This window comes from Rhodovulum imhoffii, from assembly GCF_003046545.1.
GTDB classification, from domain to species: domain Bacteria; phylum Pseudomonadota; class Alphaproteobacteria; order Rhodobacterales; family Rhodobacteraceae; genus Rhodovulum; species Rhodovulum imhoffii.
Map to the genome: position 1 here is coordinate 33,038 of NZ_QAAA01000004.1, position 18,561 is coordinate 51,598.

At 62.3% G+C, this 18,561-nt stretch carries 19 protein-coding genes; 16 read left to right on the forward strand and 3 right to left on the reverse strand.

All coding sequences use genetic code 11. The features are described from left to right. The first annotated feature begins 263 nt into the window (after nt 1-263). The 3 genes from pncA to C8N32_RS04525 all read left to right on the forward strand — a co-directional run bounded on the left by pncA (nt 264) and on the right by C8N32_RS04525 (nt 2,797). Nucleotides 264-872 carry a bifunctional nicotinamidase/pyrazinamidase gene (gene pncA, locus C8N32_RS04515; RefSeq protein WP_107891292.1) on the forward strand — a complete coding sequence of 203 codons (609 nt, stop codon included), beginning with the start codon at nt 264-266 and terminating at the stop codon, nt 870-872. Between the two features lie 2 nt (nt 873-874). Continuing rightward, nucleotides 875-2,167 carry a nicotinate phosphoribosyltransferase gene (gene pncB, locus C8N32_RS04520; RefSeq protein WP_107891293.1) on the forward strand — a complete coding sequence of 431 codons (1,293 nt, stop codon included), beginning with the start codon at nt 875-877 and terminating at the stop codon, nt 2,165-2,167. A gap of 324 nt (nt 2,168-2,491) precedes the next feature. Then, nucleotides 2,492-2,797: a hypothetical protein gene (locus tag C8N32_RS04525; RefSeq protein WP_107891440.1), complete on the forward strand. Its 306-nt coding sequence runs from the start codon at nt 2,492-2,494 to the stop codon at nt 2,795-2,797. 5 nt (nt 2,798-2,802) lie between these two features. Here the strand turns inward: C8N32_RS04525 and cls are convergent, their stop codons facing one another. The 3 genes from cls to C8N32_RS04540 form a co-directional block, all read right to left on the reverse strand. Continuing rightward, entirely contained in the window at nt 2,803-4,239 is a 1,437-nt protein-coding gene (gene cls / locus C8N32_RS04530) for a cardiolipin synthase (RefSeq protein WP_244905894.1), read from the reverse strand. Continuing rightward, entirely contained in the window at nt 4,236-4,922 is a 687-nt protein-coding gene (locus tag C8N32_RS04535) for an endonuclease/exonuclease/phosphatase family protein (protein WP_107891294.1), read from the reverse strand. The genes cls and C8N32_RS04535 overlap by 4 nt, the downstream gene beginning before the upstream one ends. A 169-nt stretch (nt 4,923-5,091) precedes the next feature. Next, a complete protein-coding gene (locus C8N32_RS04540) occupies nt 5,092-6,039 on the reverse strand; it encodes a glycosyltransferase (protein ID WP_107891295.1) in 948 nt (315 codons plus the stop codon). 277 nt (nt 6,040-6,316) lie between these two features. Between C8N32_RS04540 and C8N32_RS04545 the strand changes: the two genes are divergently transcribed. The 13 genes from C8N32_RS04545 (at nt 6,317) to C8N32_RS04605 (ending at nt 18,561) form a co-directional block, all read left to right on the forward strand. Further along, complete coding sequence (locus tag C8N32_RS04545; protein WP_107891296.1) at nt 6,317-7,171, forward strand: hypothetical protein; 855 nt, start codon at nt 6,317-6,319, stop codon at nt 7,169-7,171. A gap of 155 nt (nt 7,172-7,326) precedes the next feature. After that, entirely contained in the window at nt 7,327-8,499 is a 1,173-nt protein-coding gene (locus C8N32_RS04550) for an aminotransferase class I/II-fold pyridoxal phosphate-dependent enzyme (protein WP_107891297.1), read from the forward strand. Then, complete coding sequence (gene neuC / locus C8N32_RS04555) at nt 8,492-9,703, forward strand: UDP-N-acetylglucosamine 2-epimerase (protein ID WP_107891298.1); 1,212 nt, start codon at nt 8,492-8,494, stop codon at nt 9,701-9,703. The genes C8N32_RS04550 and neuC overlap by 8 nt, the downstream gene beginning before the upstream one ends. Beyond that, nucleotides 9,700-10,767, forward strand: coding sequence for a nucleotidyltransferase family protein (locus tag C8N32_RS04560; RefSeq protein WP_107891299.1), 1,068 nt, complete (start codon nt 9,700-9,702; stop codon nt 10,765-10,767). Before neuC ends, C8N32_RS04560 begins: the two co-directional genes overlap by 4 nt. After that, complete coding sequence (locus C8N32_RS04565) at nt 10,764-12,017, forward strand: polysaccharide biosynthesis protein (RefSeq protein ID WP_107891300.1); 1,254 nt, start codon at nt 10,764-10,766, stop codon at nt 12,015-12,017. The genes C8N32_RS04560 and C8N32_RS04565 overlap by 4 nt, the downstream gene beginning before the upstream one ends. A 3-nt stretch (nt 12,018-12,020) precedes the next feature. Continuing rightward, the gene (gene neuB, locus C8N32_RS04570) at nt 12,021-13,031 is read left to right on the forward strand and encodes an N-acetylneuraminate synthase (protein WP_107891301.1); all 1,011 of its coding nucleotides are present in this window, start codon (nt 12,021-12,023) and stop codon (nt 13,029-13,031) included. Beyond that, nucleotides 13,024-13,674 carry a NeuD/PglB/VioB family sugar acetyltransferase gene (locus C8N32_RS04575; RefSeq protein WP_107891302.1) on the forward strand — a complete coding sequence of 217 codons (651 nt, stop codon included), beginning with the start codon at nt 13,024-13,026 and terminating at the stop codon, nt 13,672-13,674. The genes neuB and C8N32_RS04575 overlap by 8 nt, the downstream gene beginning before the upstream one ends. Nucleotides 13,675-13,678: 4 nt before the next feature. Continuing rightward, entirely contained in the window at nt 13,679-14,695 is a 1,017-nt protein-coding gene (locus C8N32_RS04580) for a Gfo/Idh/MocA family protein (RefSeq protein ID WP_107891303.1), read from the forward strand. Beyond that, nucleotides 14,692-15,396: an acylneuraminate cytidylyltransferase family protein gene (locus tag C8N32_RS04585; RefSeq protein WP_107891304.1), complete on the forward strand. Its 705-nt coding sequence runs from the start codon at nt 14,692-14,694 to the stop codon at nt 15,394-15,396. Before C8N32_RS04580 ends, C8N32_RS04585 begins: the two co-directional genes overlap by 4 nt. Continuing rightward, nucleotides 15,393-16,172, forward strand: a complete 780-nt coding sequence (locus C8N32_RS04590) for an SDR family oxidoreductase (RefSeq protein ID WP_107891305.1) — start codon at nt 15,393-15,395, stop codon at nt 16,170-16,172. The genes C8N32_RS04585 and C8N32_RS04590 overlap by 4 nt, the downstream gene beginning before the upstream one ends. 47 nt (nt 16,173-16,219) lie before the next feature. After that, the gene (locus tag C8N32_RS04595; RefSeq protein ID WP_107891306.1) at nt 16,220-16,486 is read left to right on the forward strand and encodes an acyl carrier protein; all 267 of its coding nucleotides are present in this window, start codon (nt 16,220-16,222) and stop codon (nt 16,484-16,486) included. Nucleotides 16,487-16,500: 14 nt separating this feature from the next. Continuing rightward, entirely contained in the window at nt 16,501-17,838 is a 1,338-nt protein-coding gene (locus tag C8N32_RS04600; RefSeq protein WP_107891307.1) for a class I adenylate-forming enzyme family protein, read from the forward strand. Continuing rightward, nucleotides 17,839-18,561, forward strand: coding sequence for an SDR family NAD(P)-dependent oxidoreductase (locus C8N32_RS04605; RefSeq protein WP_107891308.1), 723 nt, complete (start codon nt 17,839-17,841; stop codon nt 18,559-18,561).

Consider the following 18,561-nt stretch of genomic DNA (forward strand, 5'->3'; position numbering starts at 1 on the left):
GAAGCCGGGGCATTCGTGCAAGGTTTTCGTGGCGTGACGGGTCGTAAGCGCATGCGCCAAGACCGGCCCGCCCGGATTTCGGCCTGAAGGAAGGGGCCTGCGCGAACTGCTAAAGATTGCCGCAACCGGTATTGGAACTGCATTATTTTCGCTTTGATCGCAGGCTTTTGGGCCTGCGCCGTTGCGACCGTGCCGTGTCCGGGCATTGACGCAGGCAACCCCGCCCCGTACCCAAAGATTGCAACCAGTCGAGGAGGCCGCCCATGCGACCCGCCAACGAAGCCTTGCTTGTCGTCGATATCCAGAACGATTTCTGCCCGGGCGGCGCGCTTGCCGTTCCTGAAGGCGATACCATCATCACGCGCGTCAATGCCCTGATGGAAGAGTTCCCCCATCGCGTTCTGACCCAGGACTGGCACCCGGCGGATCATTCCTCTTTCGCGTCGAACCATGCGGGCGCGGCGCCCTTCAGTGTCGCGGACATGGCTTATGGGGCGCAGGTTCTCTGGCCTGACCACTGTGTGCAGGGGACCGCGGGCGCGGATTTCCACCCGGCGCTGGATGTCGCCAAGGCCGATTTCGTCGTGCGCAAAGGGGCCAACCCCGCAGTCGACAGCTATTCGGCCTTTTTCGAGAACGATCACGAAACCGAAACCGAGTTGGACGCCTGGCTGCGGGGCCGCGGCATCGATCACGTGACCATCGCCGGGCTGGCCTTCGATTTCTGCGTGCAATGGTCGGCGTTGGACGCGGTGCGGCTGGGCTATGCGGTGACGGTGCTGGAAGGGGCCTGCCGGGCGATCGACCTGCATGGGTCGGCAGAGGATGCACGCACCGCGATGCTGGATGCCAACGTGGTGCTGGAGCCCTGAAGATGGCGGATATCGCCACCCGCGTTTATAATCATAAGTGGAAGATCGACCCTATCGTCCGGTCGATGCTGGACACGGATTTTTACAAATTGCTGATGTGCCAGTCGGTTTTTCGCAACAAGCCCGACACGCAGGTCAGGTTTTCGCTGATCAACCGCAGCACGGATATCCGCCTTGCCGATCTGATCGATGAGGGCGAGCTGCGTGAGCAACTCGATCACATTCGCACCCTGCGTCTGACGCGGGGTGAAAGCACCTGGCTGCGTGGCAACACCTTTTACGGCAAGCGCCAGATGTTCCGCCCGGATTTCATGGCGTGGCTGGAGGATCTGCAACTGCCGCCGTATTTTCTCGAGAAACGCGAGGGTCAGTACATGCTGACCTTCGAGGGGGCCTGGCCCGAAGTGATGATGTGGGAGATCCCCGCGCTGGCGGTGCTGATGGAGTTGCGCTCCCGCGCGGTGCTGGCCGATATGGGAAAATTCGAACTTCAGGTTCTATATGCCCGTGCCATGACCAAGCTTTGGGAAAAGGTCGAACGTCTGCGCCGCCTCGACCGCTTGCGTCTGGCGGATTTCGGCACCCGCCGCCGCCATTCTTTTCTGTGGCAGGACTGGTGCGTACAGGCGATGATCGAAGGGCTGGGCCGAAAGTTCGTCGGCACCTCGAACTGCCTGATCGCCATGCGCCGGGATATCGAGGCGATCGGCACCAACGCCCATGAACTGCCGATGGTTTATGCCGCACTTGCCGACAGCGACGAGGGGTTGCGCCGCTCCCCCTACAAGGTCCTCGCCGACTGGCATGAGGAGCATGACGGGAACCTGCGCATCATCCTGCCCGATACCTATGGCACCAAGGGGTTTCTGGAGGGCGCCCCGGACTGGCTGGCGGGCTGGACCGGTATTCGCATCGATTCCGGCGACCCGGCGGAGGGGGCGGAAACCGCGATCGCATGGTGGAAGGCCCGTGGCGAGGACCCTCACGAGAAGATGATCATCTTTTCCGACGGGCTGGACGAGGACAAGATCATTGAGTTGCAGACCCGATTTGGCGACCGTGCCAAAGTCAGTTTTGGCTGGGGGACCCTGTTGACGAACGATTTTCGTGGTCTGGTTCCGGGCGATGCGCTTTCGCCCTTCAGCCTTGTGTGCAAGGCGGTTTCGGCCAATGGTCGCCCGACCGTTAAGCTGAGCGACAACCCCAACAAGGCCATGGGGCCCGCCGATGCCGTGGCCCGTTACAAGCGGGTATTCGGTGTGGGGGAACAGGTGGCGCGGGAGGTGATCGTTTGATCGCGACCGGCGGCCCGTATGACGATACCCGCCATTGCATGCGAACCCGCCGGCAAGCGGGGCAAAACCTTTGGCAGTTGTCGGATATGCGGGTGGGAAATGCCTGTCGGCTGCGGGCCGGACCCTGGTGCGGTCGGGCCGCAGACGGGGTTTGGGCGGGGCGCGGGGGCGGGGGTGTTTTGCGCCTTTGGGTTCGGTTCGCTCCCATGGCTTGGGGGCGGCGCGTTGCCGGGCACGGTGCATTCCGTCTCATTGCGGTTCTGCGGCGACGGGGGTAGGCTGAGGGAATATCCGCTTCTGTCGGCAACAGGGAAAGGGCCCGACGTGTTTCAACTCCTCGCTCTGTACCTTGCGTTTTCGCTCCTGCTTCTGTTCGGCGCCGCAGAGCTTGAGCGCCGCGCCATCGTCGCCCGCAGGCTCGGGCCGAACGGGCGGGCGATGCTGCTGGCTCTGGTGATTTCGGTGGTGGCGTCGCTGGTGGTGGTGGCGGTCTCCGCTTTCGTGGAGGATTGGGTTTACATGCTCCACGCCCTTGGCGCGTCCATTGCCTATCACGGGTTCATGGGGGTGTCTCTCGTGCATGGCCTCCAGGAGGTTTCCGCCCGCGTTGCGGCCCAGCGCACAGCCTGATCCGATTACAGGATTGGGCCGACCGTCGCGACGGCATTGTTCCAGATACACACGTAGAAAGGCCATTGCGCCACCTCTTGCGATGAAACCGCTTCGGATTGCGCGATATAGCTGGCCTGGCGGGTGCGGATCTCGTCCGTCAGCGTTTCGTCCTGAAACAGGATGTTGTTTTCGTAGTTGAGTTCGAAGCTGCGCAGATCGAGGTTCGAAGATCCGATCAGAGCCACCCGACCGTCGATGGTCAGGGTCTTGGCGTGCAGCAGCCCGCCGGTGAATTCATGTATGACGCAGCCTGCCTCCAGCAGCCGACGATAGTAGCTGCGGCTGGCGGCGGCAACGATCCAGCTGTCATTCTTCTTGGGGAAGACGAGACCGACCCGCACGCCGCGGTGGGCGGCGGCGATCAGCGCGTCCAGCACCGTGGCGTCGGGAACGAAATAGGGCGTGGTCAGGATCATTTCTTGCCGGGCGCTGGCGATGAGCGTGGTGAAAAGCTGCGGCGTGGCGCTGCGCCGTTCGGTCGGGCCGTCGCCCACGACCTGCGCCGGGAATCCGCCTTCGACCGGTTGCGCCTTGAGCTCGATTCCGTCAAGGATTTCCCCCCGTGCCTGCATCCAGTCGCTGGCGAACAGCAACTGGTTCTGCGCCACGACCGGCCCCTCGAACCGCATCATGATGTCGACCCACGGCGCGTATCTGGGCTTGATGTGGAATTCCGGGTCGGCCGAGTTCTGACTGCCGCAATAGGTGATGTGCCCGTCGATAACGGTAATCTTGCGATGGTTGCGCAAGTCGATGCGGCTGGTCAGCATCGTCAGGAACGGGTTGTCCAGCGGAAAGGCCACGGCAAGGTCCACGCCGGCGACCTTCATGTCCTTCCACAGGCGTGAGCGGATCAACCCGCGCGATCCGAGTCCGTCGGCAATCGCCCGGCAGGTCACACCGCGTTGTGCCGCACGGGTCAGGGCACGGGCGACTTCGGTTCCCGTCTGATCCTCCAGCCAGATATAATAAAGCACATGTACGTGCGTTTGCGCGGCGTCGATATCGGCAACCAGCCGGGTGGCAAACGCTGCCGCATCCTCCAGCAGTTCCGCCCGGTTGCCGCCCATGGGGTAAAACCCGTTGATGCTGCCGCCATAAAGGAAGGCGGGGCGGTAGAGCGGGTCAATCAGGGTATTCACGTCTTCGCACCGCCCCATATAGGGGGCGGCGTGGGCGCGGATCATGGCAAAGATTTCGTCATGCCGTTTGCGCGCCTTTTGGCCCAGATCGATCTCCCCGAACAGGAAGTAGATCAGAACCCCGAAATAGGGCGCCAGGTTGATCACGACAAACCATGCGAGCCGTGCCGGGGGCGAGAGGTCGTCGCGCAGCAGGATGCGCATGGTAAAGCCGAACACCAGGGCGCCATGCACGATGGCGAGCGCCAGATAGATCACTGCGTGTCCTTTTTTGGCGGTACGATATCGATCACGATCGGCAAGTGATCGGATGCAATCGCCGCCATGTCGGATTTATGCACATGCGCCCCCATGTGGCTAATGTCACCAACAAGAATGAACTTGTCCAGTTGCGCAATTGGCGCAGAACTGTGAAAACTGTCCCCTGGGGAAATGACCCGGCCAAGCGTGTTCAGCAGGCCGGGCCTGGGGTTCCAGTGATTGAAATCTCCGGCGATGACTGCGGGTCGGCCGGACCGGGTGACGAGCCGGTAGAGCCGCGACACCTGGCGTTCCCGGATGCGGCGGTTCAGGGCCAGGTGGACGCCCACGATCTCCAGCGGCGGGGTCTCGAGGCGTACCAGAACCGCGCCGCGGGGTTCCAGGCTGGGCAACATCAGCCGACGGGTGGACGCGACCGGAATCTGATGGCGCACCAGAACCACGTTTCCATGCCAGCCGTGGCTGGTGCCCCCGCGTGTGAGACGGGCGAGCTTCAGGCCCAGATCCTCTGCGAGCCGGTCGAGATACAGGACCCCCTCACGCGCGCCGAAGCGTTTGTCAGCCTCCTGCAGCACCACGACATCGGCGTTGATTTCGCTCAGGACGTTCTGAATGCGGTTCGGGTCGCGGCGCCAGTCCAGCCCGACGGCCTTGCGGATGTTGTAGCTTGCAATCCTGATGGCTTTTCCCTTTGCCTGCTGCGCCCGAAGTGTGGCTCGGGGCGTTTTGCGGTTTCATGTCTCGACCCGGAGGTCTTCTAATACACGCAATGTCCATGACCAAGCGGAGGCGCACAGTATGCCGGAACCGGGCGGTCATTGTCATGTCCTGTGCACGGGGTCCCCAAGGCTAGAGTTTTCGAAGAGTGGCGGCCAGCCAAAGCGCGGTCTGGTTGGCAAACCCCTTGCGGTGCAATCCGCTTCCGTGCAGCAGGGCCAGCCTCTTCATCAGGTCTGCATCGCGATTTTCGGTCAACCGCTCCAGCATTTTGAGGGCTTCGGGTGTCAGCAAATCCGCATGGGAGTGAAGAGTGGCGAGATTCTGGCCGATCCAGTCACGGTAGGTGCCGTCCAGCATGCTGCGGAGGCGTCTGATTCTCGGGCCGATCCCGCTGCTGGCGCCCATCTCGTTTCCGTGATGCTGCCGGTAAAGAAGGCGTGGTGTGGGGTCGAACAGGACCATGCCGCCCGTCCCGGAGACAAGCTGATAGAGCCACCAGTCATGCACCGAGGGGACCGGCATGCCGGGCAGGGCACGCCGCACCAGGTCCATGGCGGCCCTGTTCAGGACCATTGTGTTCCCGCCCGCGAAGTTTTGCAGGAGTGCATGGGCAAAGTTCAATGGTGCTGGCATCGGGCGCGAGAGGATTTTGCGCCCGGTCTTCGGATTCCACTCCCAGCTGCGCGTCCCCAGAAGTGCCGGACGCCGGCTGTAGGGGGCCAGGATCGCCACGGCGCTTTCCAGCTTGTCGGGGAGCCAGATGTCATCCTGATCCGAAAGGGCAATGTAATCGGCGTGGGCCTCGGGATGGGCGAGAAGCGAAAGGAAATTCGCCGTCAGCCCGCGCTGCGGTCCGTCCACGAGTTTCCATTGAATGGCGCTTTGATCCGCGCGTGCGAACTGGCGGAACCGCTCTGCGGTTCCGTCGCCCGGTGAATCGTCGGATGCGAGAACGACAGCCGGGCGCAGGGTCTGGGCGCAATAGCTTTCGAGTTGGGGCTGAAGATGTCGGGCCCCGTTGAAAAGGGCCAGGAGCACGGCGACGCGGGGAGGGGCGGTAAGCGAGTCGCTTCCCATGGAAACACCTTGGATCCGAGGCACTGGTGCCGGCACCTTACGGCGTCACGGCGCCGCGTGACAGCCGGTTTTCGGGAAAGGGGCGGATATCTCGTGACCAGGGGATGGGGCGGCGCCCGGCAGGAACCTGAAAAGGCATTATTAGATTGAAAATGGCGTTCGCGTATTCAGTCCTCGTGCGGCCTTCGATACTGTGTCGGAGTGACAGCCCGGATAACAAACAGAGCGAAAAATTTACATGGCCAGCAAACGACGGTGTATACTCCATGTCGGGACGATGAAAACGGCGACGACGACAGTTCAGTCCTGGCTTTCGCAGAATGCGGATCTTCTCAAGGACAGCGGCTGGATCTACCCGGGGTGGCCCTGCCGGGATGCTGAGCGGCTTGCGGACATGGTCGCCGAAAACCCGGAGGCCAACCTTGTCATCTCGGACGAAGGATATTGGCATTTCGCGGGGACAGCGCGTCTTGATCTGGATGCGATCCTTCGGGTTCTTCAGGGCTTCGATATCACCCTTGTCGTTTATTTCCGGCGCCCGGATGCGTTTCTGGAAGCCTGGTTCAAGCAAGGGATCAAAAAGGGAACCGGCGCGCAGTCGGTTCGGGACTTTCTCGACAATCCGGCAGTTCGCAGGGTCGTTCTGCCCAGGCTGGGGTATTTCGAAACCCGGTTCGGGCGGAGAAACATCATTGTCGCACCGTTCGAGAAGACACAACTTCGTGCAGGGAGCATCATCACGGATTTCCTGATGCGCACGGGAATTCCCGCCGTCGCTCCGGAGGAGGTGGCGGAGCGGGAGAATGTCTCCCCCTCGGCTGACAGAATGCTCATGGCGGGGTTGATGAGATCGGTTTTCCGCCTCAGTCAAAAGAACATCGATGCCTTGCTGGGCTGCGCCCCGGCGGCGGTTGCGGGGCAGCCGGATACGACGATATTCACCGTCGACGAGATTGAAGAGATCATGGTTCGCTACCGTCCGGATTTCGAAACAGTCCAGAAGCACTACGGGACAGGTGTTGCGCCGGCTTTCTTCGAAAGCTGGACCGAAGCGATACGCCCGGTTCATGTCACGCCGCTGCGGGCGGCCTACGACCTCTACATTGAGAACATGAAGCGGGATGTGGCGTGACCCGCTGGGCTCATTGGATCAGGGAGGTTTGTCTTGGTCGTCTTTTCGGCGCAGGATGCGGGGCGGAAAGCGCGGCGTTTACCCTTGCTTAACACAATGCCAGCCGTTAGCAGTTGCCCGAAAGTTGTTTCAGAAATTTGCAGGAGGCTGGGTGCATGACCGGCAAACCATCCCTTGTTCCGCTGGCCATTCCCAACCTTCTTGGACGCGAAGCCGACTACCTGCAGGCTTGCATTTCCTCGACCTTCGTGTCCTCCGTCGGGCCTTTTGTCACCCGCTTTGAGGACAGCCTGGCAAGACTGAGCGGCGCGGAGGCGACAACCGTCGTCTGTAGCGGCACCGTTGCCTTGCAGATGGCCCTGACCGGGCTTGGAATCGGGGCGGGGGATCTGGTCATGATACCGTCCCTGACATTCATTGCCACGGCCAATGCCGTCAGCCACGCGGGGGCGGCACCCTGGCTGGTGGATTGCGATGCGGCCGGCTGGACAATGGACCTTGATCGGTGCCGCCATCTTATCGAAACGGAAACCGAGCCGGCCCCCGGCGGGCGCCGCCACCGCACGAGCGGGCAGGTCCTGAAGGCCCTGATGCCGGTGATGATCATGGGGGCGACACTGGATTTTGCCGCCACCGTCGCGCTGGCACGGGAATACGGCCTGAAGGTGGTCGTCGATGCCGCTGCCGCGATCGGCGCGGCAGGACCGGACGATACCCCGCTGGCCGCGACCGGGGTGGACGCGGTTTGCTATTCCTTCAACGGAAACAAGACCGTCACATGCGGCGGCGGCGGTGCGATCGCCGGGAACAAGGGGCTGATCGACCGCATCCGGCATCTTTGCTCCACCGCGCGGGTGGGACGGGATTACGATCACGATGAGATCGGTTACAACTTCCGTATGACCAATGTTCAGGCGGCCCTGGGGGTTGCCCAACTGGAGCGGCTGGACGACTTCCTGGCTGCCAAGCTGCGAATTCGCAATGCCTACGCAGATTTTGCCGGGGGGTACCAAAGCCTGCATCCCTTCCCGGAGCCGCCGACGGGGCGCAGCGTCCACTGGTTTTCCGGGTTCTGGTACAGCGGACCGGACGCGACCTTGCCGTCGCGCTTTCGTGAGCACATGCAATCCGCCGCGATCGATTTGCGGCCGTTCTGGAAACCGATCCATCTTCAGGCCCCCTATCGCACTGCACTGGCTTCGCCGATGCCGGTTGTCGACGATCTGTGGACGCGTATTTTTCCGCTTCCATGCTCGACCCATCTCACGGATGGGGATCTCGATCGGGTTCTGACGGCCGCCAGAGAGTTCTGGAACGTTCATGACTGAAGCGCGGCGTCATATTGCGGTAGTTACGGTCGGCCGGTCGGATTTCTCGATCCTGCGGCCATTATGCGAGGCCCTGCATGACGCCCCCGATTTCGGTCTGACCCTGTGGGTGGGCGGGGCGCATTTCGACCCGGCCGGGGGCATGACGGTTGCGGATATAGACGCCAGCGGCCTGCCGGTCGGGGGGCGCGTCATTGCCGGATCGTTTGACCACGTGCCGCGTGGCACGACCCGCAACATGGGCGAGCAACTCCATGGGTTTGGGGAGGTCGCCGCGCAAGCCATCGTCGATGGCCGGCGGCCTGACCTGGTCCTGGTTCTGGGCGATCGGTTCGAAGCCTGTGCGGCGGGTATGGCAATGGTCCCCTTCGGGTTGCCCGTCGGTCATATCTCGGGTGGGTCGATCACGGAGGGGGCGATAGACGACATGTTTCGCCATGCCCTGACCAAGCTTGCGGCGGTTCACTTCTGCGATGTGCCGGAATTTGCCCGCCGCATTCACCAGATGGGCGAGGAGCCCTGGCGGATATTTACCACCGGGGCGCTCGGCCTTGATGGAATTCGCCGGCAGCCGCCCAAGCCTCTGGACGAGATGTCGGAGCACTTCGGCATGCCCGGATTGCAGCGTGGATACGTCCTGTCGACGCTGCACCCTGAAACCATGGCCCCCGAAGTGACGCCGGTCATGGCACAGGGCATGGTTGCCGCTTTGGCGGAAAGCGGGATGCAGGTCGTCTACACCTATCCCAATGCCGACCCAGGCGCTGACGATATCATCGCCGCGATCGAGCGCTCCGTTGCCAGCCATCCCGGACAGTTCGCGGTTCGCAATTTCGGGTCCGGCTGGTTCTATTCGGCCATGGCGCATGCGGGTATGGTGGTTGGCAACTCGTCCAGCGGGATCTACGAGGCCGCCAGCTTCGGCTTGCCGGTTGTCGATATCGGGGACCGGCAGCGCGGGCGGCTTCGCGGTGAAAACGTCATTCACGCCCGGCCCGACCGTGACGGCATCCGCGCCGCGATGGCGCAGGCCACCGCGCTGGCGCCGACGCTGGACCCTGAAAACAACATCTATGGCGACGGGCGTGCGTATCTTCGTGTGCTCGCGGTGCTGCGCGCGCTTGACTGGGGCAAGCTTTCGCAGCCCAAGCGTTTTTCGTGGTTTGATGAAAATTACAGTGGAGCTAGGGTGTCACTGCGATGAGACTCCAAAGCTATACCGGTGATGCCCTGGCCGCCGCGACCGCGCGGGCGAACAGCACCGTGCGCGAAGCGATGCGTATCATGAGCAATGCCGGTCTGCGGTCTTTGCCGGTCACCGACGATTGCGGAATGTTGGTCGGTCTGGCCGCGGATGGCGACATTCGCCGGCATCTGTCCGGGGACGGAAACCTCGAAGACCCCATTTCCGTCGCCTGCAACCGCCGGCCGAAAACACTCGACCACGCGCTCGACCCTGTCGCATTGCGATCCTACATGGCGAAGCAAGGCGTCGAAAGCTTGCCGCAGGTCGAGGAGGGCCGCCTTGTTGCTCTGCACGTTCTCTGGATTGTGGCGGATGCCGGTGCGACGACTGCCGTGATCATGGCCGGAGGGCTTGGAACGCGCCTTGCGCCCTTGACGGAACATTGCCCCAAGCCCCTGTTGCGCGTGGGCGACAGGCCGATGCTGACCCATATAATCGAGCACCTGCGCGACCAGGGCGTGCAGCGTTTCGTGCTTTCGGTGAATTACCTCAGCGGTATGATCATCGATCATTACGGGGATGGGCAATCCCTTGGTGTCGGCATAGATTATGTCCATGAAACGATGCGCATGGGGACAGGAGGCGCGCTGGGGCTGATTGCGCCGGATTTGTTGTCGGATCCTTTTCTCGTGCTCAACGGCGATCTTCTGAACGACCTGGACGTGGAGACCCTTTGCCAGACCCACCGCAGCCGGGGTTGGGATGCCACCATGGTCGTGCGCCAGCATCACTACACCATTCCTTACGGTGTGGTACACAGCGGCCCGGAGGGGAATTTCATTTCCGCCGAGGAAAAGCCGACATTCGACTACCAGATCAATGCCGGTATGTACTTGTTGTCAAAGTCCGTGCTTCCGGTGGTGCCGAAGATGAAATTCTACGATCTCCCGACGCTGTTTTCCGATCTGTCCGCCCATGGCCTCAAGGGGGGAACACATGTTCATCCCGGCCGCTGGATCGACATCGGCAACATCGCGGATTACGAACGCGCACAAACCATTTTCGAAAGAATGCCCTCATGACCGACCTGTCTTCCGCTCTGCGCCTGAATGCGCTGGATTGCCGCATCGTCGGCCGTGCAGAAAGCCTTTTTGCGGATGATCTGCGTGCCGAGGCCGCGGCACTCGAAGAACAGATCCGGGGCAGCCGTATCCTGGTGATCGGGGGGGCCGGGTCGATCGGGTCGCAGACACTCAAGACGATCCTGCGCTTTGCCCCGAAAACCGTACATGTCATCGATCATAACGAGAACGGTCTGGCGGAACTTGTCCGCGATCTGCGCTCCTCGCCCGAGCCGGTCCTGGCCGAGAACCTGCTTACCCTGCCTTTCGATTATGCGGGGGCTCCCTTCCGCCTGTGGTTCGCCGCGCAGGAGGATTACGATTATGTTCTCAACTTTGCCGCGCTCAAGCATGTCCGGTCCGAGAAGGACCCGTATTCCATTCTCGCGATGCTGGATACCAACGTGCTCAAACTGGTGGGGTTGTCGCAACTGCTTGCCGACCGGGGGGGGCTGAAGCGCCTGTTTTGCGTTTCGACCGACAAGGCGGCGAACCCGTCATCGATGATGGGGGCAACCAAGCGCCTGATGGAGCATGCGCTGTTCTCGCCGGCTATCGGCTGGCGTCAGGGGCTGGCCATCACCTCGGCCCGGTTTGCGAACGTGGCGCTGTCGAACGGGTCGCTTCTTCAAAGCTGGCAGCATCGGCTGGCCGCACGCCAGCCGATGGCCTGTCCCGAAGGGTGCCGCCGCTTCTTCGTGGCGCTGCCGGAATCCGGGCATCTATGCACGCTGGCGGGCCTGGGGGGGGAGGATGGCAACATCCACGTTCCGGCTCTGAACCCCGACGATCATTTGCAGCTTCTCGAGGATGTAGCGGTGTGGTTTCTCGAAGAGCACGGGCTGGTGCCCTTTTTTACCCGAGATGAGGACGAGGCGCTGAGCAATGTCGATGCCCTGGCCGCGCAGGGAAAATGGCCGGTCCTTCTGACCCCTCTCGACACGGCCGGAGAGAAACCCTACGAGGAGTTCGTGGCGAAGAACGAAACCTTGATGGAAACGAGGTTTTCCAAACTTCATCGCGTTCCGTATCTTGCGCCGGGCGATCCGGAGGCCTTTCCCACATTCCTTGCCCGGCTTCGGGAAATCGGCGGCGGGTCCGGGGCGCAGCGTCTGACGGTGGATCATCTGAAATCCCTGATTGCAGAGGTCGAGGAGGATTTCGCCCACAGCCATGTCGTCAGCACCAAGTCTCTGGATCAGAGGATGTAAGCCATGACCTGTTTCATTATCGCCGAGATCGGTGTGAACCATAACGGATCGATGGACATGGCCCGCGAACTGATCGATGTGGCGGCAGAGGCGGGCGCGGATGCTGTCAAGTTCCAGACGTTCTTCGCCGATGAACTGGTCACGCCGAATGCCCGCAAGGCCGAGTATCAGGTTGCGAATACCGGCGACAGCGGCAGCCAGTACGCAATGCTCAAGGCGCTGGAACTGACCGAGGCACAATTCGCCGGACTGGCGGATCATTGTAAGGCGACCGGGGTCGAGTTTCTGTCCACGCCGTTTAGCGAGGCGGCATCGGATCTGCTGGCGCGCGTGGGTGTGCGTGCGTTCAAGATCAGTTCGGGCGACCTGACCCACCTGCCGATGCTGGCGCACATCGCCGCGAAGGGGTTGCCGATTCTTCTGTCGACCGGCATGGGGAACATGAGCGAGGTGGAAGCGGCGCTGGATACGATTGCGGCACACGGTGCCCCGGAGGTTTCGCTGCTGCATTGTGTGTCGAATTACCCGGCAGACGCCGCGGATTGCAATCTTGCCGCGATGGACACGCTCGCGCGCGCGTTCGGTGTTCCGGTGGGCTGGTCCGACCACACCGAGGGGGCAGAGATTTCTTTTGCAGCCGTTGCGCGTGGCGCCAGGCTGATTGAAAAGCACATCACGCTGGACAAGACCTTGCCGGGGCCGGACCATCTCGCCTCGATGGAAGCTGTGGAATTTGGCGCGTTTGTCCAAGGAATCCGTACGATCGAGGCGGCAATCGGAGATGGCCACAAACGTCCGACTGCGGCCGAACTTAAAACCGCCGAAGTTGCGCGCCGGTCGATTGTCGTCGTGCGGGATCTGCCGGAAGGCCATGTTCTGCGTGCCGAAGATCTTCGTGTCATGCGCCCGGGAACCGGGTTGAAACCCGCCTTGCTCGGTATGGTGACGGGGCTGCCGCTGGCCTGCGATATCGCCGCCTTCACCCCCTTGACCGAGGCGCATCTTCATGGGTGACCGCGTACGCCCTGTCGCGGTTCTCGGGGCGGGCGGCCATGCCCGTGTGGTGGCCGAGGCCCTGGTGTTGTCCGGGCGGCGGCTTGCAGGTTACGTTGCGCCGGTCGCAGAGGGCCGGACCCATCCTCTGCTGGGTTCATGGCTGGGGACGGACGATATCATTTCGGACCTTGTCGGTGCCGGGCATGATCTGGCGCTGGGGTTGGGTTTTGTCGACAGCGCGGGCGCGAAACTGCGGTCCGCCATCCTGGCGGCGCTTGACCCGGCGCGGCTTTCGGTTGTTTGCCATCCGGCCGCATCGGTTTCAGCCTTTGCGCATCTTGCGCCGGGGACCGTGGTATGTGCCGGGGCCGTGGTGTCGGTCGGCGCGGCTTTGGACGAGGGAGTTTTGATCAACAGCGGGGCGGTCGTTGATCATGATTGCCAGGTGGGGGCCAATACCCATGTTGCCATAGGGGCGCATCTGGCGGGGTCTGTGCATGTGGGCCGCGACGTTCTGGTCGGCGCGGGGGCTGTCGTTCGGCAGGGAATCCGTATCGGAGACAGCGCGGTGATCGGTGCGGGAAGCGTGGTCATACGGGATGTGCCTGCCGGCGTGACGGTTTGCGGAATTCCGGCGCGTGTGCCGAAATCCGGGGTCTGAGGCGATGGGGCGCAAGTTTCTCATTGTCGGGCTTGGGTCGATCGGACGGCGGCACATGTCGAATCTCGCGGCGGCATATCCCGAGGCGTCGTTTACAGTCTTGCGCCACCGGCCCTCTTCCGATCGTCTATGCGATCGGCTTGGTGCACATATCGTTACCGACCGGGAAGAAGCGATTGCCGGGGATCATGATCTTGCTGTGATTTCCTCACCCTCGGCCAACCATATCGACGTTTTGCCGGGCCTGATCGCCCGGGGAACGAATCTTTTGGTCGAAAAGCCGATCGTGACCAATACCCATGACTGCGACCTGATCCTCGACCTTCTCGACAGCGCGCCGCCTGCGGTGCGCGTGTCGGGGTTCAATTTCCGTTACCTGCCATCCTTGCAACTGATCCGCGACATGATCCGGGAAGGTGCGCTGGGGACCGTGGTGCGGGCGGCCTTTGCCGCGGGGCAATGGCTGGGGGACTGGCGCAAGGGGACCGATTACCGGGCGTCCTACTCTGCCGATGCCGCTCGCGGGGGAGGGGTTGAGCTGGATCTTGTCCATGAGATCGACGTGGCCCGGTGGTTCTTTGGCGACCTGGATCTGCGGTTCGCGCAGGCGGGGCGGCTGTCGGCGCTGGGGCTGAAGTCGAACGATGTGTCGGTAATGGTGATGTCCCCCCCTCGGCAGGCAGGGCCGATCGTCCAGGTCACGCTGGATTATGTGGCCCGCCAGCGGCTGCGCCATTACGAGATCGTCGGGGACAAGGCCGCCATCCTGTGGGATATTGGCGGCAAGGTCGAACTGGTGACACCCCAGGGCCGGCAAGTTCTGGCCGAACAGCCCGGCGGCTTCGATGTGGGCCAGACCTATATCGACATGATTTCCCATATCGGGGCCGCGTGCGAAACCGGCGGGTGGCCGGCACCGCTGCAGAACCTTCAGGACGGGATTGCCAGTACGCGGCTGGCGCTTGCCGCGCGTGAGGCCGGCACACCGCAGGGCACAGGAGAAGGAACCGAAAGCCCATGACCACGATTTGTACGATTTGTGCCCGAGGCGGCTCTGTTGGGGTCCCGCGCAAGAACATCCGCCCATTGATGGGCAAGCCCTTGATCGTTCATACAATAGAACAAGCCCTCTCCTGTGGGTCGATTGACGATGTATATGTCTCGACCGACGACACGGAGATTGCCGGGATTGCCCGTTCTGCCGGTGCGAAAGTCCCCTGTTTGCGCCCCGCGGAGCTGGCGACATCGAAGGCGGCCAAGATCCCGGTGATCGTGCATCTGGTGGAAAAGGTCGAAAGTCTTGGTGTATCTGTCACGCGGATCATCGATCTGGACCCGACCTCGCCGTTGCGGCTGGTCGAAGACATCGAGAATGCCGCGGCGCTGCTGGATGATCGGACCGATTGCGTCATCACTGCCTATCCATCCGACAAGAACCCCTATTTCAACATGGTCGAAACGAAGCCTGACGGGAATATCCGGCTGGTCAAGGCGTTGCCGGAAGGCGTCACGTCCCGGCAGGTGGCCCCGAAAGTGTTTTCGATGAACGCGTCGATTTATGTCTGGCACCGGGCGTCCCTGTCGAAGGGGCTGTGGGAGGGCCGGACGCGTCTGTACGAGATGCCGCGTGAGCGGTCGATCGATATCGACAGCGAAATCGATTTCCGGTTGGTCGAAATGTTCATGCAAGACCGGTTGGCGCAGAAGGAGCAGAAGAAATGACCGTTTCAGGAACTGCCGTTCTGACCGGAGGCGGGGGAATTCTGGGCAGGGCAATGGTGGAACGGCTGAGTGCCGATGGCTGGGAAGTTGCAGTGGTCGACCGCAACGAAGACCTTGCCCACAGCGCCGCTGCGAAGGGACAAGGCCCGGGCCGCGCTGTGGCCTACGGTTGCGACATCACCGACCGGGCCGCGCTGCGCGATTTGCACGCGCGGATTCGCGACGATCTGGGGCCGGTGGACGCATTGCTGTGCAATGCCGCGGCAAAGAGCGACAATTTCTTTGCCCCCTTCGAGTCTTTCCCCCTGGAGGATTGGAACGAGGTGATGGGCGTGAACCTGACTGCCCCGATGCTGTGCGCGCAGGAGTTCGGGGCACCGATGGCGCAGCGGGGGAAGGGGGCGATCGTCAACACCCTGTCGATCTATGGCATCGTCGCCCCCGATCAGCGCATCTACGAAGGGTCGCTTTACGAAGGGCGCGCGATAAACACGCCTGCGATCTACTCCGCCTCGAAGGCGGGCCTTTGGGGGCTGACGAAATATCTGGCCAGCTACTGGGGCGCGCAGGGTGTGCGGGTGAACGCGGTCACGCCGGGCGGTATTTTCAGTGGGCAAAACGATACGTTCGTTGGCAAATACAGTGCGCGGACGATGATGGGTCGTATGGGGGAACCCCATGAAATTGCGGATGCGGTTGCCTTTCTCGTTTCCGACCGCGCCAGCTATGTCACCGGCCAGAACCTCATCGTTGACGGAGGGTTGAGCGCATGGTAGCTGCCTGATGCCGGTCACACTGATTTTCATTGAAAAAGGGATTTCCCATGAGCGATGCCAGCAACATCGAACAATCGATCCGTGCCCTGTTCGCCGAAGTATATGGCACGCAGAATGCTGGCGCACCGGCGCCCGAACTCAAGGATGAGACAGTGCTCCTGGAGACCGGGCTGGATTCTCTTGGCTTTGCCATCCTGGTGACCCGTCTGGAAGAAGAACTGGACTATGACCCCTTCAGCCTGTCGACCGAGGCGTATTATCCCCGCACCTTCCGCGAATTTGTGGATTTCTACGTCGCGAACCAACCTGCCTGAACGAAGAGGCCGCCATGACCCTGCTTGATCACATCGGCGGCATGCGCCCCGACAATGTGGCGCTGGTCGGGGGGTGGGGACGTCAAGACTATGGAGATCTGGCCGCGCGGGCCGGGGCGCTGCGCGAGCGGCTTTCCCCGACCGGGTTGCGGGTTTTTCTGAATCTTTCCGATCTTTCGGAGGCGCTTGTCGCATTGGCGGCGCTGGATGGTATTGTCGATGCGGTTGTTCTGTCGTCGCCATCGCTTGATGAGGCTACGCTTTGTACGCTTGCGGGCGTGTCCGCGGATGCAATTATCACGGATCGCACGGATTTGCATGGAAGCGATTTGCCGGTTTTGCGCGATCCGGCGGAGCTTGCGGGGCTGCGGTCTGCGCCGGAGACATGCTCAACCCGTTGGATCATGACCACCTCCGGAACCACCGGGCGCCCCAAGCTCGTTGAACACTCCCTGGAGAGCTTGTCCCGTACCACCCGCAAAGACCGGGCCCGCGGAACCGGGCAGGTTTGGGGGCTGCTTTACGATTACACCCGTTTTGCCGGGCTTCAGGTTGTGCTGCAAAGCCTTCTTTCGGGGGCGAGGCTGGTCGTGCCGGAAGCCGATAGCCCGCTTGATGACCGTTTGGCGTTGCTTTCTGCCGAGGGGTGCACCCATCTGAGCGCGACGCCAACGCTGTGGCGCAAGATCCTGATGTCGCGGGCTGTCGACGGTCTGGCGCTGCGGCAGGTGACGCTGGGGGGGGAAATTGCCGATGATGCGGTGCTTCGGGCCCTTGCCCGATCGTTTCCCGAGGCACGTATCAGCCATATCTTCGCATCGACCGAGGCAGGCGTGGGGTTTTCCGTTACCGATGGAAAGGCCGGTTTTCCCGAGAGCTACCTGACCGACCCGCCGCAGGGGATCAGCCTGAAGGTCGAGGACGGGCGGCTTTTCGTCCACAATGACCGCGTCGGACCGGCTTATGTCGGCGGCGGTGACATTGCCTGTGACGGGTGGGTCGACACCGGCGACCTGGTGGCGCGCCGGGGCGGCCGGATCGTATTTCTGGGGCGCGGAAGCGGCGTGATCAATGTTGGCGGCGACAAGGTTGTCCCTGAGGAGGTCGAGACCGTTCTCCTGACGCATCCTGAGGTTCACATGGCGCGCGTCTATGCGAAGACGAACCCGATCATGGGGGCACTCGTCGCTGCCGATGTGCACCCCGAACCGGGCAGCGACCCAACACAACTGCGCGCGTCTTTGCGGGATTGGTGTGCAGCCCGGCTGGACCGGCACAAGGTCCCCGCGGTCTTTCGCATGGTCGATCAGTTCCGCACCAATGCCGCTGGAAAGATCGAAAGGTCCAACTGAATGCGAAATATCCTTGTCACAGGGGCCACCCGTGGCCTTGGCCTTGCCATCACCGGGCGCCTTCTGAAAGAGCCGGACACCCACCTTGTCTGCCTTGGCCGCACCCCGTCGCCGGAGTTCGAGGCCCTGGTTGCCGCCAATGAGGCGCGTGTTTTTTTTCGACGGCATGACCTGTCGGACCTCGATGGGATTCCCGCGCTGGTAAGGGGGATCACGCGTGAGGTTGGTCCGCTCTACGGGCTGGTCAACAATGCCGCGCTGGGGGCGGACGGGGTGCTTGCGACACAGCACGCTTCGGAGATTGCCAGGGCGATCCGCGTGAATCTGGAAGCCCCGATCCTGATGTCCAAATATGCCTGCCGCTCGATGTTGACCCAGGGTACGGGGCGGATCATCAACATTTCGTCGATCATCGCCCGAACAGGATATAACGGGCTGGCCGTTTACGGGGCAACGAAAGCCGGGATCGAAGGGTTCACCCGGTCGCTCTCACGGGAACTGGGCCGGGCGGGAATAACCGTGAACTGTGTGGCGCCGGGCTATATGGAAACGGACATGACAGCGGGCCTGCAGGGGGAAAAACTGAACTCGATCCGGCGTCGCGCACCTTTGGGCCTTCCCCGCCCTGCCGATGTGGTTGGGGCGGTGGCCTATCTGATGTCCGACGAAGCCGCGATGGTCACCGGGTCCGTGGTGACGGTCGACGGCGGCAGCACGGCGTAA

What these genes read in the sequence shown, in the direction of transcription:
- pncA (WP_107891292.1), top strand. Translation starts at nt 264, where the DNA reads ATGCGACCCGCCAACGAAGCCTTGCTTGTCGTCGATATCCAGAACGAT.
- pncB (WP_107891293.1), top strand. Translation starts at nt 875, where the DNA reads ATGGCGGATATCGCCACCCGCGTTTATAATCATAAGTGGAAGATCGAC.
- C8N32_RS04540 (WP_107891295.1), bottom strand. Translation starts at nt 6,039, where the DNA reads ATGGGAAGCGACTCGCTTACCGCCCCTCCCCGCGTCGCCGTGCTCCTG.
- C8N32_RS04545 (WP_107891296.1), top strand. Translation starts at nt 6,317, where the DNA reads ATGAAAACGGCGACGACGACAGTTCAGTCCTGGCTTTCGCAGAATGCG.
- C8N32_RS04550 (WP_107891297.1), top strand. Translation starts at nt 7,327, where the DNA reads ATGACCGGCAAACCATCCCTTGTTCCGCTGGCCATTCCCAACCTTCTT.
- neuC (WP_107891298.1), top strand. Translation starts at nt 8,492, where the DNA reads ATGACTGAAGCGCGGCGTCATATTGCGGTAGTTACGGTCGGCCGGTCG.
- C8N32_RS04560 (WP_107891299.1), top strand. Translation starts at nt 9,700, where the DNA reads ATGAGACTCCAAAGCTATACCGGTGATGCCCTGGCCGCCGCGACCGCG.
- C8N32_RS04565 (WP_107891300.1), top strand. Translation starts at nt 10,764, where the DNA reads ATGACCGACCTGTCTTCCGCTCTGCGCCTGAATGCGCTGGATTGCCGC.
- neuB (WP_107891301.1), top strand. Translation starts at nt 12,021, where the DNA reads ATGACCTGTTTCATTATCGCCGAGATCGGTGTGAACCATAACGGATCG.
- C8N32_RS04575 (WP_107891302.1), top strand. Translation starts at nt 13,024, where the DNA reads ATGGGTGACCGCGTACGCCCTGTCGCGGTTCTCGGGGCGGGCGGCCAT.
- C8N32_RS04580 (WP_107891303.1), top strand. Translation starts at nt 13,679, where the DNA reads ATGGGGCGCAAGTTTCTCATTGTCGGGCTTGGGTCGATCGGACGGCGG.
- C8N32_RS04585 (WP_107891304.1), top strand. Translation starts at nt 14,692, where the DNA reads ATGACCACGATTTGTACGATTTGTGCCCGAGGCGGCTCTGTTGGGGTC.
- C8N32_RS04590 (WP_107891305.1), top strand. Translation starts at nt 15,393, where the DNA reads ATGACCGTTTCAGGAACTGCCGTTCTGACCGGAGGCGGGGGAATTCTG.
- C8N32_RS04595 (WP_107891306.1), top strand. Translation starts at nt 16,220, where the DNA reads ATGAGCGATGCCAGCAACATCGAACAATCGATCCGTGCCCTGTTCGCC.
- C8N32_RS04600 (WP_107891307.1), top strand. Translation starts at nt 16,501, where the DNA reads ATGACCCTGCTTGATCACATCGGCGGCATGCGCCCCGACAATGTGGCG.
- C8N32_RS04605 (WP_107891308.1), top strand. Translation starts at nt 17,839, where the DNA reads ATGCGAAATATCCTTGTCACAGGGGCCACCCGTGGCCTTGGCCTTGCC.